Source organism: Sphingomonas kyeonggiensis (assembly GCF_030812785.1).
In the GTDB taxonomy this organism is placed as follows: Bacteria; Pseudomonadota; Alphaproteobacteria; order Sphingomonadales; family Sphingomonadaceae; genus Sphingomonas; species Sphingomonas kyeonggiensis_B.
Map to the genome: position 1 here is coordinate 1,822,360 of NZ_JAUSTJ010000001.1, position 14,809 is coordinate 1,837,168.

Sequence of the window (14,809 nt, forward strand, 5' to 3'; positions counted from 1 at the left end):
ATGCGTCGGCGGTGACAGACAAAATCCTACATTGGAAGCCCGTTTCGAGATGGCATAGAGCAGCCGGAGAAACGGAGAGGGCGAGATGGAAGAGCAGCGCGCGACAACGATCCTGCCTTGCAACGACCTGACGGCGAGTCTGGCCTTTTACGAGCGGCTCGGGTTCCGGCTGGTCAGCGACTATGGCGACTACAAGATCCTCGAGGACGGCAAGGGTTGGCATTTGCACCTCAACAAGGCAGTGCTCGGCTGGTTGGTACCGGGTCACAATCCGTTCGGCATCTATCTCTACACCGACGATGTCGACGGCGTGGCGGAGCGGGTGCGCGAGCTGATCATCGAGAAGGAAGGGCCGAGCCTCAAGGCCTGGGGCTGCTACGAGTTCGCGGTGAGCGACCCGGACGGTACGCTGGTACGGATCGGCCGCGTTGCATCCTGAAGCCGGGCAATTGCTGCGCATGGCGGCCGATGCCGCCAACCGGGGCGACTTCGCGCAGGCGCTGCCGATGCTGAGCCATGCGCTGGCGATAGATTCCGAGGCGACCGCCCCGGCCTATGCCGAGCTGTTGTCTCACTTGTCTCTCACCAGCTGGCCGCGCCAGCTCGAAGCCGACCTGGTGACGTGCCTTAATGCAGGCGCTGTTGATCCGCAGACACTGGCGCGTGCCGCGGCGCGGATGCTGCTGGTCAAATATCCCGAGCCGGTGGTGGCGGGGGATGCACTGTGGGAGGCCTTCCTCACCCGCTGCATCAATGTCGATCCGGCGATGGAGGTCCGGCTGATATGGCTGGCGGGGCAGGATCTCCCGGACGGGCTGCGCGATGCGTTGGCGGTGCAGGCGTTCGCGAGCGAGTATGTGTGGGGCGGGGAGCGACTGGGGGTTCCTGCCGACGCCATGGTTGAGCTTGCCGAGGAGCTTGTGCTGGCGGTGGAAATGCCGTCGCTGGAATCGAGTTTTCCCCGGCGAAGGCCGGGGCCCAGACTTGAAAGCTGCGACGCTGAGTCTGGGCCCCGGCCTTCGCCGGGGAAAGAAGAGGAGGAAGATGCGGGGCGGCGTATCTCGGGCGCCGTGCGTGCGCAGTACGAGACCAATCCCTATCCCCGCTGGCGCGCTCCGGCGGCGCGGCAGCACGTGTCTGTGTCGGCGCATCTCGCCGCGCTGGGAGCGCCCCAAGAGCAGCCGCTCGCGGTCCTCGTCGCCGGCTGCGGCACCGGGTTCGAGCCGATCGACCTGGCGGGGATGGACAAGTCGCTGGCGATCACCGCGCTTGATCTCAGCGCCGCCAGCCTCGCCTATGGCAAGCGTATGGCCGGGGTGCTGGGCGTGGAGCGGGTCCGCTTCGTGCAGGGGGATATCCTCGACGTCGAAGCGCTCGGCCAGCGCTTCGGACTGGTGAACTGCACGGGCGTGCTCCATCATATGGAGCGACCCGAGGATGGGCTTGCTGCGCTGGTGGAGGTGCTGGAGCCGGGCGGGGTGCTGCGCCTCGCGCTCTACAGCGAGCGGGCGCGGGCCTGGGTGGCTGAGGCGCGCCGGGTGATCGGCGAGCAGGGCTGGGACGCGAACCCGGCGGGAATCCGTGCCTTCCGTGCCTATGTGTTTGCGCTGCCGCCCGAGCAGCCACTGGCGCGGCTGCGCGAGAGCGACGATTTCTATTCGCTGAGCGGCTGCCGCGACTTGTGCTTCCACGTCCGCGAGCATTGGTACCGCCTGCCGGCCGTCCAGGAGATGCTCGCCGGGGCAGGGCTCGAGCTGCTGATGCTCGATGCACCGCCCGAGGCGCAGCATTGTTTCACCCAGCTCTTCGGCACGGCCGGCGACCGGCGCGATCTGGGGCTATGGGACCGGGTGGAGGGAACATACCCGCATCTGTTCGCGGGCATGTTCCACCTCTGGGCGCGCAAGCCCGGCTAAGGGCTCAGCCGTCGATCGGCAGCGGTGCTTCCGGCGAGACCAGGCCTGCCTCGCGCAGCTCGCGCCAGAAATCGGCCGGAATAACTTCGTTGAGCGCGGCATGATCCTCGGCGAGGCGGCTCGGCTTGCTGGCGCCCGGGATCACCGCGGCGACCGCGGGGTTGGCGAGCGAGAATTGCAGGCCGGCGGCCTTCATGCTGATCCCGTGGCGATCGGCGATCGCCTTGATCCGCGCGACCTTGTCGAGCATCGCCTGCGGCGCCGGGGCATATTCGAAATGCGCGCCGCCGACGAGCACGCCTGAGCTGTACGGACCGCCCACGACGATGCCGAGCCCGCGCTCGGCGACCTTGGGCATCAGCCGCTGCAGCGCGCGCTCGTGATCGAGCAGGGTGTAGCGCCCGGCGAGCAGGAAGCCGTCGGGGCGCGGTTCCTCAAGGTCGAGCAGCAGCTCGCACGCCTCGACCTTGTTCACGCCGAGGCCCCAGGCCTTGATCACGCCTTCGTCGCGCAAGCGGTCGAGCGTGCGGAAGGCGCCCTTGCGCGCCTCGGCGAAGCGGTCGACCCATTCGTCGCGGTAAAAATCCTGGGCGAGGTCGTGGACGAAGACGATCTCGATGCGGTCGGTCTTGAGCCGCTTCAGGCTGTCCTCGATCGAGCGCATCGTCGCGTCGGCCGAATAGTCGTTGATCACCTTGTTGGCGCGGCCATGGGCGAAGACGCCGGCCTTCTCGCCCTGGTCGCGTGCGCTGACATCCTCCAGCTCGTCGAGGATGACGCGGCCGACCTTGGTGCTGATCACATATTCGTCGCGGGGCCGGTTCGCGAGCACGTCGCCCATCCGGATCTCGGCCAGGCCGGCGCCGTAAAAGGGGGCGGTGTCGTAATAGCGGATGCCCTGGTCCCAGGCGGCATCGACGGTGGCGAGCGCTTCCGCCTCGGGAATGTCGCGGAACATGTTGCCGAGCGGCGCGGCGCCGAAGCCCAGCTTGCCGGGAAGGATGTCCTTGATCGCCATGTCGCGCCGTCCTTTGTCCTAGCCTTGTCGAGCCCGGCAGATAGGAGGCCGTGATGACAGGCGAAAGACCCGGACGGGGTGGCTCAGATCAGCCCGAACGGCACCACGCGGTTCAGCTCGACATGGCCTATCTCTGCGCGGCCGAGATAGGGGACGCCCATCTCCCCGCACCAGCGCAGGATCATCTGGTCAATCGTCTCGCCGAAGCTGTAATTGCCCTCGGCCTCGCCATTGTCCTTGACTGCGGTCACTGCGCCCAGGCGGACGCCGGCAATGCCCTTGAGCTGGGTGGCGTGCGCCATCTGGAACAGCATCCGGTCGATCCGGTAGAGCGGTTCGTCGACCTCCTCGATATAGAGGACATGGTCGGTCAGGTCGGGCAGGTATTTGGTGCCGATCAGCGACGCCAGGATCGCCAGGTTGAACGCGGCGGCGGGGCGGCCGTCGGCCAGGCCGGGCTCGAGTCCGCGCTTGTCGCCGTCGATCAGCCAGCCGAGCACCCAGCCGGCGGCGGTGCCGTCGTCATTCTTGCCGATGCTCGATGCCATCGCGCCGTGCGCGACCCGGCCGATCCGCCGGGCATAGAGCGCGCCGAGCAGGAAGCCCATGTCGGAGAAGCCGATATAGGTCTTGTGGTTCGCCGCCGGGCCGAGCTTCGGCATCACCGCTTCGAGGATACGGTTCGAGCCATAGCCGCCGCGCGCGAACCAGATCGCGTCGAACGCCGGATCATTGGCGAATTCGAGGAAGGCGGCGGCGCGCTGTTCGTCGGTGCCGGCGAAATGGCCGGCCTCCAGATAGCATTGCGGGTGGAAGATGATCTCGTGCTGGGGGTAGGTCAGCGCCATGAACGCGGCCATGCGCAGCGATCCCTCGCGGCTGACCGGTCTTGCTGGTGCGACGACTCCGATGCGCATGCCTTGCCCCTTTGCTTCGAATTGCCGATAGCGCGGGGTCATGGAGCATCGCAAACCTTACTTCTTCGTGGGCATCGGCGGTTCGGGGATGATGCCCCTCGCGATGATCCTGGCCGGGCAGGGCGCCAAGGTGGCGGGATCGGACCGCAGTCTCGATTCGGGGCGGCTGCCCGCCAAGTTCGATTTTCTCAAGACGAGCGGCATCGGCCTGTTCGCGCAGGACGGCAGCGGCATCACCTCAAGCGAGCAGATTGTCGTCGCCTCCGCGGCGATCGAGGAGACGGTGCCCGATGCCCGCCGCGCGGCCGAGCTGGGCAACCCGCGGATGACGCGGGCGGAGCTCAACGCGGCGCTGTTCAACGCCTCGCCGCTGTCGATCGGCGTGGCGGGGACCAGCGGCAAATCGACCGTGACCGGGATGATCGGCTGGATTCTCCATGCGCTGGGCCGCGATCCGACGGTGATGAACGGCGCGGTGATGAAGAATTTCGTCACGCCCGAGGCGCCCTTCGCGACTGCGCTGGTCGGCGGGGGCGGCACCTATGTGAGCGAGGTCGACGAGAGCGACGGCTCGATCGCGCTCTATCGCCCGAAGGTGGCGGTGCTCAACAATGTCAGCCTCGATCACCTGCCGATGGAGAAGCTGATCGAGCTGTTCGGCGCGTTCATCGCGCGTGCGGGCAAGGCAGTGATCAACCTCGACAATGGCGAGGGCGCGTTGCTCGCCGCGACCATGCCGCGCGACCGGCTGCTGACCTTCGCGATCGGCAGCCCGGCCGACCTGACCGCAATCAACCTGCGCGAGCAGCGCTACGGCATCGCCTTCGAGCTGGCCCGGGAAGGCGAGCCGTCGATCCCGGTGACCTTGCAGGTGCCGGGGCGGCACAATGTCTCCAATGCGCTGGCGGCGATCGGCGCGGCGGTGGCGGCGGGGCTCCATATCCGTGATGCAGCCCAGGCGATCCAGGGCTTCCAGGGCCTCAAGCGCCGCTTCGAGCTGGTCGGCGAGGCCAGTGACATCGCGGTGATCGACGATTTCGGGCACAACCCGGACAAGATCGCCGCGACGCTGGACACGCTCCATGCGTTCGAGGGGCGGCTGCTGCTGTTGTTCCAGCCGCATGGCTATGGCCCGCTCAAGGTGATGCGCGCCGAGCTGGTGGGGATGTTCGCCGCGAAGCTGGGCGCGGAGGACGTGCTCGTCCTGCCCGATCCGGTCTATCATGGCGGCACCACCAGCCGCGAGGTGACCAGCGCCGACATCGTCGCCGATGTCGCGGCGACGGGGCGGAACGCAGTCCATATCCCCGACCGCGCGGCGGCGGCGGCGCATCTCGTCGCGATCGCGAAGCCGGGCGACCGCATCGTGGTGATGGGTGCACGCGACGACACGCTGAGCCAGCTTGCCGCGGACATGCTGGGCAAGCTGGCGGGCTGAAAACCGCACATTTCAGGGGTTTCTGAGCGGGTCGCTAGAAAGCGACCTTGGCATATAGTCATGCCTGCTTTCCGATATGGAAAGCATCATTGACATTACGCGACTCGTTGCGTAAAGCTCGCTTTACAAGCTGTAAAGGGAGCCAGTCATGGCGATGAATCGTGCGCAGAAGCGCTATTCGGTTTCGGTGATGCTGCTCATGGCCAGCTATGTGCTGACGCTGATGGGTGTGGTCCTCTATCATGACAACCACCCGCTGCACGGTCCGCTGGGTTATGTCGTCGGCCTGATGCCCGCCTTTCCGGTGATCGGCGTGTTCTTCGTGCTCGGCCGCTATCTGGTCGAGGAGCGGGACGAGTATCTGCGCATGCAGGTCACCCGCCAGGCGCTGATCGCCACCGGCTTCGCGATGAGCATCGCCACGGCCTGGGGCTTCCTTGAGAATTTCGATCTCGTGCCGCACGTCTATGCCTATTACGCAGCGATCCTGTGGTTTGCCGGGCTGGGCCTGGGCGCCTGCATCAACAAGGTCGCGGCGATGCGGGGAGGCGGGGAATGATCAACCGCCTCCGCGTGCTGCGCGCCGAGCGCGCCTGGAGCCAGCAGGACTTGGCCGAGCGGCTCGAGGTTTCCCGCCAGAGCGTCAACGCGATCGAGACGGGCCGCTACGATCCCTCGCTGCCGCTCGCCTTCAAGATCGCCGACCTGTTCGGCCTGACCATCGAAGAGATCTTCACCAATCCCGCCAAGGAGCCCAAGCAATGATCCGTCGTATCGCTTTCGCCATGCTCGCCACTGCCAGCATTCCCGCCATCCTCGGCGCGCCGCAGGCCCATGCCGCGGTCGCGCCCGCCCAGGCCGGGCTGATCCAGATGGACCACATCTCGGTGCAGGTGATCGGCAAGGGCAGCCCGGTGATCCTGATCCCCGGCCTCTCCAGCCCGCGCGCGGTGTGGGACGGCGTGGCGCCCGAGCTGGCCAAGACGCACGCCGTCTATCTCGTCCAGGTCAACGGCTTTGGCGGGGATGCCCCGGGCGCCAATCTCGGCACGGGAATGCTGCCCGGCATCGTCGCCGACCTGCACAAGCTGATCGCCGACAAGAAGCTCGGCGGCGCGGCGGTGGTCGGCCATTCGATGGGCGGGCTGGTGGCGCTGATGCTCGCCAAAGCGCATCCGGGCGATGTCGGCAAGGCGCTGATCGTCGATGCGCTGCCGTTCGTCGGCTCGGCCTTCTTCCCGGGATCGACCGTCGACAGCGTGAAGCCCCAGGCCGGGGCGATGCGCGCCCAGATGGCAGGGCTGTACGGCAAGCCCTTCCCGGCGGCGGTGGGTCAGGCGATCGGGCGCCAGAACGCGCTGAAGCCGGAATCGCAGACGCAGGTCGCGGCCTGGTCCGCCGCGGCGGACATGCGCGTCTCGGCGCAGGCGCTCTACGAGGACCTGCAGACCGACATGCGGCCCGATCTGGCGGGCATCGCCGCGCCGGTCACGGTGCTGGTGCCCTGGACGGCGGCGCGCGGCGGCGAAGGGGCGGTGCTCGATCTCTACAAGCGCGAATATGCCGGCGCGCCCAAGGCCAGCGTGAAGGGGGTGGCGGAGAGCGGGCACTTCATCATGCTCGACCAGCCCGAGGCCTTCCGGGCGGCGCTGACTGCCTTCCTCGCCGGCTGAGCGGACAAAGAAGGGCCCGGGAACATCCCGGGCCCAGTTCTGCTCACTTCTGTTATCTGGGGATCAATAGGTGCCGGAGAAGCTCCGGTTGAGGTTCCTGTCGCGGCTCCAGTCCTGATCGTCGCGTCCGCCGAACAGCGCGCCGGAGCGCTCCTCGTCCTTCCACGCCGCCTGCGCCTCGTCGGCGGTCTTGCGCAGCGTCACCTTGTCGTCGACCGACTGCACCCAGCGCGACGGGATCGAGTGATGATGGCCGCCGGCATCGGTGTCGTTCTTCGTCAGGATGATCCGGTCGCCACGCACCTTGTCGACCTTGCCGACATGGCTGCCGTCCGACCCGACCACTTCCATATGCTCGCTGACCCGGCGCACGGCGTCGCGCTGGCCCTGGCGATCGGTGCGCCAGGTATTGAACTCGTTCTGGAAGCGCTGAGCGTTCTCGCGGCGATATTCGTCATAATCGCTGTCGAGCTCAGCGATGCGCTCGCGGCGCCAGCTGCCATAATGGTCGTCCGGGCCGTGCGCCCAGCGCTCGGCCCGATCCTGGCGGGCATCGTAGCGCATGTCCTCCTCGCGGCGCTGCTCCGCCTCGCGGTCGCCGAACCAGGAGCGGACCTCGTCGCCGGCACGGTCGAGAAAGCCGCGATCCGCATCGTAGCCGGTGCTGCGCGCCCCGCGATCGTAGCGGCTCTGGCTGCCGTAGGCGCGATCCTGGCCGCGGGTGTCTTCCCAGCCGCCGCGATAGTCGCGGCCGCCGCGGTCCCAGTCATTGCCATAGCCGCTCCGGCCATAGCTGGACTGACTGCCATAGCCGCGCGGGCTGCGCCCGAGTTCGCCGGCCGCGGCATATTCGCGCGCGCTCGAATAATGCTCGCCGCCGGCGCGCCGCGCGCCGCTGACCTGATATTGATCCTCGGGGCCGAAATAACGGGGCTCGGTGTAGCGGTCGTTCATGGAATCCTCTCCATTGCCGGTTGGGCGAATTAGTGCGGATTCAGCGGACAAGGACCGCGAATGGTTCCTGGAAAAGCCCGGCTTTTCAATGTCATTCGCCGCGCGAACGAAGCGTTTTGCCGCGCATGCCGCAAGCCGGTTGCATTGGCTGAGAAGCGCCGCTAATGCAGCGCCTCCCGGGCAACCGGGACAGGCGGCGGGGCTGTAGCTCAGATGGGAGAGCGCTGCAATCGCACTGCAGAGGTCAGGGGTTCGATTCCCCTCAGCTCCACCAGCCGCCCTTTGCTTTTCAACGACTTGATGCAAATGTGGCCAAGCGGGCGAAATGGCATGCTTGCGCCGATGCTTGGCGCGACCCGGCGCCAACTGGAAATCGGGTGTTGGCGGCGGCGGTCATTCAAATCACGCCGCCGTGCCCGGTTTGATTCGCAAGATATCATGGGGCCGGCGTCCAGCGCGGTGGCTGACTTCTAGTTTTGGAATTCAGCCAAGCCCGAGACCCGATCAGGCATGCTCTTCGAGGAAGAGCCGCGCGAACCGCTCGCGCAGTTCCTTCTTCTGTATCTTGCCCATGGTGTTGCGGGGGAGCTCGGGCAGGAACAGGATCCGGCGAGGCTGCTTGAACCGGGCCAGTTGCCCGGCGAGCGCTGCGACGATCCGGCCCTCGCTCAGCGCGGGGTCCTTCGCCTGCACCACGGCCACCACGCCTTCGCCCATGTCCGGGTGCGGCAGGCCGATGACCGCGCTCTCGGCGACGCCGGGGATCGCGTCGAGCAGCGTCTCGACCTCCGCAGGATACACATTGTAGCCACCGCAGATGATCAGGTCGCGGGCGCGGCCCACGATCGAGACATAACCGCGCGCATCGACCATGCCGAGATCGCCGGTGATGAAGAAGCCGCTTTGCCGCAGCTCCTCGCGGGTCTTCTCGGGCAGTTCCCAATAGCCCTTGAAGACGTTCGGGCCACGTACTTCGATCATGCCCACGCTACCCTGGGGAAGCTCGGCCCCCGTCTCGGGATCTGTGATCTGGAGCTCGATGCCGGGAAGCGGAAAGCCGACGCTGCCGGGCACGCGGTCCCCGTCATAGGGGTTCGACGTGTTCATGTTGGTCTCGGTCATGCCGTAGCGCTCGAGGATGGCATGGCCCGTGCGCACCTGGAACGCCTTGTGCGTCTCGGCGGAAAGCGGCGCCGAGCCCGACACGAACAGCCGGACATGGGCGACCAGTGCGTGCGTGAACGCCGGCTCGGACAGGAGGCGGGTGTAGAAGGTGGGCACGCCCATCATCACGGTGACGCCGGGCAGTGCCTGCAGGACCTTGCCCGCGTCGAAGCGGGGCAGCAGCCGGATCGCGCTGCCCGCGACGATCGTGGTGTTGGTGGCGACGAACAGGCCGTGCGTGTGGAAGATGGGGAGGGCATGGAGCAGCACGTCGGAAGCGGTGAAGCGCCAATAGTCCGCGAGCGTCGCCGCGTTCGAGGCCAGGTTACCATGGGTCAGCATCGCGCCCTTCGACCGGCCGGTTGTCCCAGAGGTGTAGAGGATCGCGGCGAGATCGTCGGGATGCGCATCATGGGCGTCGGCAGGGGCAGGCTGCGCATCGGCACCGTCCGCGAGCGTGCCGCGGCCGTCCGCGCCAAGGGTGAGCCGCTCGGGCACCCCCAGTTCGGCGCAGAGCGCAGCCATCTCCGCCTCGTCCTCGGCGCGGTGGAGGAACAGCGCCGGCCGTGCATCGCCCAGGAAGAAGCGGATCTCCGCTGCGGTATAGGCGGTGTTGAGCGGCAGATAGACCGCGCCGATCCGCAGCGATGCGAGATAGGTGAGGAGGGTATCGACGCCCTTCTCGGCCTGGATGGCGATGCGGTCTCCTGGCTTCACGCCCCGCGCCAGGAACAGGTTGGCGATCTGGCCGGTGCGGTCGAACGCCGCGCGATAGCTTAAGGTCGTCCCATCCTCGAGATGGAGGAAAGGGGCGTCGGGCGAGCGTCGGGCACGGTCCTGGAAGATCGGGAAGATGGCGCGTTTCATGAATTCCCCCACCGGGTCGGGATGCGCCGCGTCGCAGCGACGATGTGCAGTTGTCTGTTCCTCTAGTGTATGCAAGATCGTTTCTCTAGCCATTTCCCGCATGCAGGATGTCAGAATGCCGAGCGACGACGCGAACCCCAATCCGCTCCTGTCGGAGCGTATCCGCATCGCGCTTGCCGACGAGATCATGGCCGGCGCCCTGGCACCCGGCCAGGCGCTGGACGAGCAGCAGATCGGCGACAGGTTCGGCGCCTCGCGCACGCCGGTGCGCGAGGCGCTGCGTCAGCTCGCCGCCGCCGGCCTGGTCGAGATCCGTCCGCGGCGCGGTGCGATCGTCGGCGGCTTCACTGCCGAGCGGATCGTGGAGATGTTCGAGATGACCGCAGAGATCGAGGCCCTGTGCGTGCGCCTCGCTGCATGGCGGATGACGCCGGTCGAGCGAAGCCGCCTGGCACGGCTGCACGACGAGTCCGAGGCGATGGTCGCGAACAATGATATCGACGGATACGACCGGCTGAACTGGGAATTCCACCGGACGATCTACGAGGGGACGCATAACAGCTTCCTTGCCGAGCAGGCGATTGCGCTGCGCGATCGCATGGCGGCCTTTCGCCGGACCCAGTTGCGCGAGGAGGGGCGCCCGGTGCGCTCCCGCGGCGAGCATGAGAAGGTGCTGGAGGCCATCATGCGCGGCGATGGCGAGGAGGCGGCGCGCTGCATGCGCGCGCACATGTTCAACGCGTCGATCGCGCTGGAGCGGTTCACCGCCAAGCGTGAGCCGGCACCGAACAACTAATCACAAGATCAAGGGGGGAATGCATGGCGATTTACGGGACGGCGCTTCTCGCGTTGTGCACGCTGCTGGGCGTCGCGCTCGGCGAGCTGCTCGGCCGCTTGCTGCAGGTGAAGGCAAATGTCGGCGGCGTCGGGATCGCGATGCTGCTGCTCATCCTCGCCAAGATCTGGCTGACGCGCCGCGGCAAGCTGACACCCGGCATGCGGCTCGGCGTCGAGTTCTGGGCGATGATGTACATTCCGATCGTGGTCGCGATGGCGTCCCAGCAGAATGTGCTGGCCGCAGTCGAGGGCGGGCCGATGGTGATCCTTACCGGCGTCCTCGTCGTCGCGGCTTGCTTCGCACTGGTCGGACTGCTCGGTCGCGCGGCGGGCGGCGCGCGATGATCGGGGTTCTCGAGAAGATCGCGGAGGAGCAGGCGCTCGTCCTTTCCTTCGCGCTGGTGGGCGCACTGATGTGGCTCAGTGTGGTGATCTCGCGCCGGCTGACGCGCGGGCGAATCCATGCGAGCGCGATCGCGATCGTGGCCGCGCTGGCCCTGGCCTGGTGGGGCGGAGTGCTGACCGGCGGCAGGAAGGGATTGGCAGACATTCCCGCATTGGCGGGCCTTGGCCTCATGGGCGGGGCAATGCTGCGGGACTTCGCCATCGTCGCCACGGCCTTCGAAGTCGATGTCGTCGAGGCGCGCAAGGCCGGGTTGCTCGGCGTCGTAGCCCTGGCGCTGGGCACGATCGTGCCTTTCGTCATGGGCGTCGCCATCGCCTGGAGCTTCGGCTACCGGGACGCGGTCTCGCTGACCACGCTGGGGGCGGGGGCGGTCACCTACATCGTCGGGCCGGTGACCGGGGCGGCGCTTGGGGCGTCTTCGCCGGTGGTTGCGCTCTCGATCGCGATCGGGGTGCTGAAGGCCGTGCTGGTGATGGTCGCGACGCCGATGGTCGCGCGCTTCATCGGCCTCGACAATCCGCGCAGCGCCATGGCCTTTGGCGGGTTGATGGGCACCGTTAGCGGAGTCGCTGGCGGGCTGGCGGCCACGGACGAGCGCCTCGTTCCCTATGGTGCGCTGACGGCTACCTTCCATACCGGGATCGGCTGCTTGTTCTGCCCGTCGCTGTTCTTCCTGGTGGTGAATGCGCTCGCCTAGCGGTGTCGCCATTCCCCGCGATAGCTCGATCCTCGGAACGGCCGCGCGAGCCTGACGTGCGCGGCCTTGGCAATTGCTTCCCGAACCTTACCATTGCAGCACACCCCTTGTGCACAATAGCGGCACCAAGGTTGAATCATGTATATAATATGATAAGTGTGACTGATAATCGGCATACAAGGGGGAGGGAATCGTGACCACTCGCAACAGGTTTTTGTTGATCGGCGTATCGGTGCTTGGCCTGACCACGCCCATGCTCGCGACCGCGCAGACGGTGCCTTCGACGGCGCAGGACGGTTCGAAGAACGTGCCCGAAGCGGCCGAGGCGGATGGGGACGGTATCGTGGTCACTGCGATCCGGCGCAGTCTCGAGACATCCCAGGCGATCAAGCAGGATGCCGACCAGATCATCGATTCGGTCGTGGCCGAGGATATCGGCAAGCTGCCGGACGTAACCGGTGCCGAATCGCTGGCCCGCATCACCGGCGTGCAGGTCGATCGCGGGGGCGGCGAAGCATCCGGCGTGCGGGTGCGTGGCCTGCCCGATCTCACCACCACCTATAATGGCCGCGAGATCTTCACCGCGGAGGGCCGCTCCGTGGCGCTCCAGGATTTCCCGTCCGCCAGCATCGCGCGGATCGACGTGTACAAGTCAGCCAGCGCCAATCTGGTCGAGCCGGGGATCGCCGGCCTGATCGACGTGCGCTCGCGCATGCCGCTCGACTTCAAGGGCAGCCGGATCGCCGGTGGCATCTCGGGCGTGCACTGGACGCAGTCGCAGAAGATCGGGATCGACGCGAACCTGCTGCTCAGCACGCGCTGGCATACCGGGATCGGCGAGATGGGCTTCCTGATCGAGGGTTCCTATGCCGATGTGAACTTCCTCGATTCGGCGCGCGTGGTCAGCCAGGGGATCCTGACGCGCACCGGCGTGCCCGGCACGACCGGCGCGATCCGCTATCCGAACAACATCAACATGACCTATTCGCCGGGCGACCGCTATCGCCCCTCGGTCCACACCGCCTTCCAGTGGCGCCCGAGCAGCAACCTCGAAATCTATGCCGATGGCCTGTACCAGGGCTTCCGCAGCGATGACGCGGGCCGCAACCTGACCGTCAACAACGGCGCGGCGGCGACGCTGACCAACATCACCTTCTTCGAAGGCACGAACCTGGTCCGCAGCTTCACCGCGACGGGCGGCACCTTCCCGACCGGCCAGCAGAACGCGATCAAGGGCAAGACCGACACCTACCAGGCCGGCGGCGGCTTCATCTGGAAGCCGGGCAAATGGCGCATCACCGGCGATGCCGCCTATACCGACTCGACCTACACCCAGCTCAACCAGTCGTTCGTCTTCACCCAGACCCGGGTGCAGCCGACCCGCAACTTCAACTTCGACTCGCCGTACGGTGCGGGCGGCGGTTCCGTCACCGTTTCGAACTATGACCTGTACGATCCGCTGAACTACCGGATCACCGCGTTCAACGAGTCCGGCCGCCGCGCCAACGGGCGGGACATCCAGGCCCGGCTGGACTTCGAATATCCGCTCGAGGGCTGGCTGACCAAGATCCAGGGCGGCATCCGCTTCAACACGCGCGATGCCAAGCTGCAGACCTATACGCAGAACGGGAATGCCCCTGTCGGGTACAACTACACGGTGCTGCCGCTCGACTTCACCAGCAATTTCGCCGGCCGTCGGGGCGACGAGGTCAATTCGATCGTTTCCTGGATCTCGCCTACGCCGGAGAGCATTCGCGCGAACGTCGATTATCTGCGGACGCTGGTCGGCAAGGCGAAGGGGCAGCCGGCATTCCTGGCGCCGACCTTCCGGGGCACCGAGAAGGGCTATTCGGCCTATCTGCAGGCGCGCTATGCTTTCGACATCGGAGTGCCGGTGGATGGCCTGATCGGCATCCGGGCGATCCGCACCGAGGACAATATCAACGGCTTCACCACCGTGCCGGGGGCGACCGCAGGCTCGACGGTGGACGTGCCGGTGATCCGCAACAACAGCTACACCGACTATCTTCCCAATGTCAGCCTGCGCGCCAAGCTGACCCGCGAGTTGCAGATGCGCCTCGCCTTCACCCAGACGCGCACGCGTCCGGCATTCGCAAGCCTGAGCCCTTCGATCACGGTGGGTGTTCCCTCGGATATCTGCTCGACCGACCCGACCAATGCCGACTGCCTGCGCGTGGCATCGGGCGGCAACCCGGACCTGAAGCCGACCAAGTCGACCAACTATGACGCGTCGCTGGAATATTACTTCACCCGCGACGGGTCGATCACCGTCGGCGCCTTCTATCGGGACCTGACCGGGTTCATCAACACCACCACCACGACGATCATCGATCCGGTCTACAACCGGCTTAAGATCACCCGTCCGGAAAATGGCGGGAAGGGCCGTATCCGCGGCGTCGAGGCGGGCTTCCGCACCTTCCTGCGGGCGCCGTGGCTGCCCGAGTGGATGCACGATTTCGGCGTGCTGGCGAACTACACCTATCTCGATCATCAGTCCGAGCTCGCCCCGGCGCTTGCGGCGACCCTGCCCGGCATGCAGCCGATCTCGGGAGTGTCCTCGCACCTCGTCAACGGGTCCGTATTCTACGAGAACCGCTTCATTTCGCTGCGCGCTGCGTACAATTACCGCTCGAATTTCCAGACCTACAGCCAGGTCGTGAATCCGACCACCAACATCCTGGGACCGACGCTGCCGACTAGGGAGGAGGCCCGGGGGACGCTCGACCTGTCCGGCACGATCAATCCGGGTGAGAACATCAGTGTCAACTTCAGCGTCGCGAACGTCCTGGGCGCGGTTGCCACCAACAGCCGGCCCTTCGACGTGGAAGGCGACGCCTATCCCTATCAGGTGCGCTTCCTGGAGACCGTCTACCGCCTCGGCGTCCGTTTCCGGTTCTGACG

At 66.6% G+C, this 14,809-nt stretch carries 14 protein-coding genes and 1 tRNA gene; 11 read left to right on the forward strand and 4 right to left on the reverse strand.

Going from position 1 to position 14,809, the window contains the following annotated elements; genetic code table 11:
- The first annotated feature begins 85 nt into the window (after window positions 1–85).
- A complete protein-coding gene (locus tag J2W22_RS08920; protein ID WP_307117865.1) occupies window positions 86–439 on the forward strand; it encodes a VOC family protein in 354 nt (117 codons plus the stop codon).
- The gene (locus tag J2W22_RS08925) at window positions 429–1,916 is read left to right on the forward strand and encodes a class I SAM-dependent methyltransferase (RefSeq protein ID WP_307117866.1); all 1,488 of its coding nucleotides are present in this window, start codon (window positions 429–431) and stop codon (window positions 1,914–1,916) included. The genes J2W22_RS08920 and J2W22_RS08925 overlap by 11 nt, the downstream gene beginning before the upstream one ends.
- A gap of 4 nt (window positions 1,917–1,920) precedes the next feature.
- On the opposite strand, the gene J2W22_RS08930 is transcribed toward J2W22_RS08925, so the two are convergent.
- Window positions 1,921–2,934 (reverse strand): aldo/keto reductase, encoded by a 1,014-nt coding sequence (locus J2W22_RS08930; RefSeq protein ID WP_307117867.1) that lies wholly within the window; start codon window positions 2,932–2,934, stop codon window positions 1,921–1,923.
- 83 nt (window positions 2,935–3,017) lie between these two features.
- Window positions 3,018–3,851, reverse strand: a complete 834-nt coding sequence (locus J2W22_RS08935) for an LD-carboxypeptidase (protein ID WP_307117868.1) — start codon at window positions 3,849–3,851, stop codon at window positions 3,018–3,020.
- A 40-nt stretch (window positions 3,852–3,891) separates the two neighbouring features.
- Between J2W22_RS08935 and J2W22_RS08940 the strand changes: the two genes are divergently transcribed.
- From J2W22_RS08940 to J2W22_RS08955, 4 genes are all read left to right on the forward strand, one after another.
- Window positions 3,892–5,289, forward strand: coding sequence for a glutamate ligase domain-containing protein (locus J2W22_RS08940; protein WP_307117869.1), 1,398 nt, complete (start codon window positions 3,892–3,894; stop codon window positions 5,287–5,289).
- 148 nt (window positions 5,290–5,437) lie between these two features.
- On the forward strand, window positions 5,438–5,848 hold the full coding sequence (locus tag J2W22_RS08945) for a hypothetical protein (protein WP_307117870.1): 411 nt from the start codon (window positions 5,438–5,440) through the stop codon (window positions 5,846–5,848).
- Window positions 5,845–6,054: a helix-turn-helix transcriptional regulator gene (locus J2W22_RS08950; RefSeq protein WP_184000814.1), complete on the forward strand. Its 210-nt coding sequence runs from the start codon at window positions 5,845–5,847 to the stop codon at window positions 6,052–6,054. Before J2W22_RS08945 ends, J2W22_RS08950 begins: the two co-directional genes overlap by 4 nt.
- Window positions 6,051–6,962, forward strand: a complete 912-nt coding sequence (locus tag J2W22_RS08955) for an alpha/beta fold hydrolase (protein WP_307117871.1) — start codon at window positions 6,051–6,053, stop codon at window positions 6,960–6,962. The genes J2W22_RS08950 and J2W22_RS08955 overlap by 4 nt, the downstream gene beginning before the upstream one ends.
- A 63-nt stretch (window positions 6,963–7,025) precedes the next feature.
- Here the strand turns inward: J2W22_RS08955 and J2W22_RS08960 are convergent, their stop codons facing one another.
- Window positions 7,026–7,916 carry a DUF2171 domain-containing protein gene (locus tag J2W22_RS08960; protein ID WP_307117872.1) on the reverse strand — a complete coding sequence of 297 codons (891 nt, stop codon included), beginning with the start codon at window positions 7,914–7,916 and terminating at the stop codon, window positions 7,026–7,028.
- A 198-nt stretch (window positions 7,917–8,114) separates the two neighbouring features.
- Here J2W22_RS08960 and J2W22_RS08965 point away from each other — a divergent pair.
- Window positions 8,115–8,190 (forward strand) — tRNA-Ala (locus J2W22_RS08965).
- Between the two features lie 230 nt (window positions 8,191–8,420).
- On the opposite strand, the gene J2W22_RS08970 is transcribed toward J2W22_RS08965, so the two are convergent.
- The gene (locus J2W22_RS08970; RefSeq protein WP_307117873.1) at window positions 8,421–9,947 is read right to left on the reverse strand and encodes a malonate--CoA ligase; all 1,527 of its coding nucleotides are present in this window, start codon (window positions 9,945–9,947) and stop codon (window positions 8,421–8,423) included.
- A gap of 115 nt (window positions 9,948–10,062) precedes the next feature.
- On the opposite strand from J2W22_RS08970, the gene J2W22_RS08975 reads away from it, so the two are divergent.
- The 4 genes from J2W22_RS08975 to J2W22_RS08990 all read left to right on the forward strand — a co-directional run bounded on the left by J2W22_RS08975 (window position 10,063) and on the right by J2W22_RS08990 (window position 14,807).
- Window positions 10,063–10,743, forward strand: a complete 681-nt coding sequence (locus J2W22_RS08975) for a GntR family transcriptional regulator (RefSeq protein WP_307117874.1) — start codon at window positions 10,063–10,065, stop codon at window positions 10,741–10,743.
- Window positions 10,744–10,766: 23 nt separating this feature from the next.
- Window positions 10,767–11,129 (forward strand): malonate transporter subunit MadL, encoded by a 363-nt coding sequence (gene madL, locus J2W22_RS08980; RefSeq protein ID WP_307117875.1) that lies wholly within the window; start codon window positions 10,767–10,769, stop codon window positions 11,127–11,129.
- Window positions 11,126–11,887: a malonate transporter subunit MadM gene (gene madM, locus J2W22_RS08985; RefSeq protein WP_307117876.1), complete on the forward strand. Its 762-nt coding sequence runs from the start codon at window positions 11,126–11,128 to the stop codon at window positions 11,885–11,887. Before madL ends, madM begins: the two co-directional genes overlap by 4 nt.
- Window positions 11,888–12,080: 193 nt before the next feature.
- On the forward strand, window positions 12,081–14,807 hold the full coding sequence (locus J2W22_RS08990; protein WP_307117877.1) for a TonB-dependent receptor: 2,727 nt from the start codon (window positions 12,081–12,083) through the stop codon (window positions 14,805–14,807).
- The last annotated feature ends 2 nt before the right edge of the window (window positions 14,808–14,809 follow it).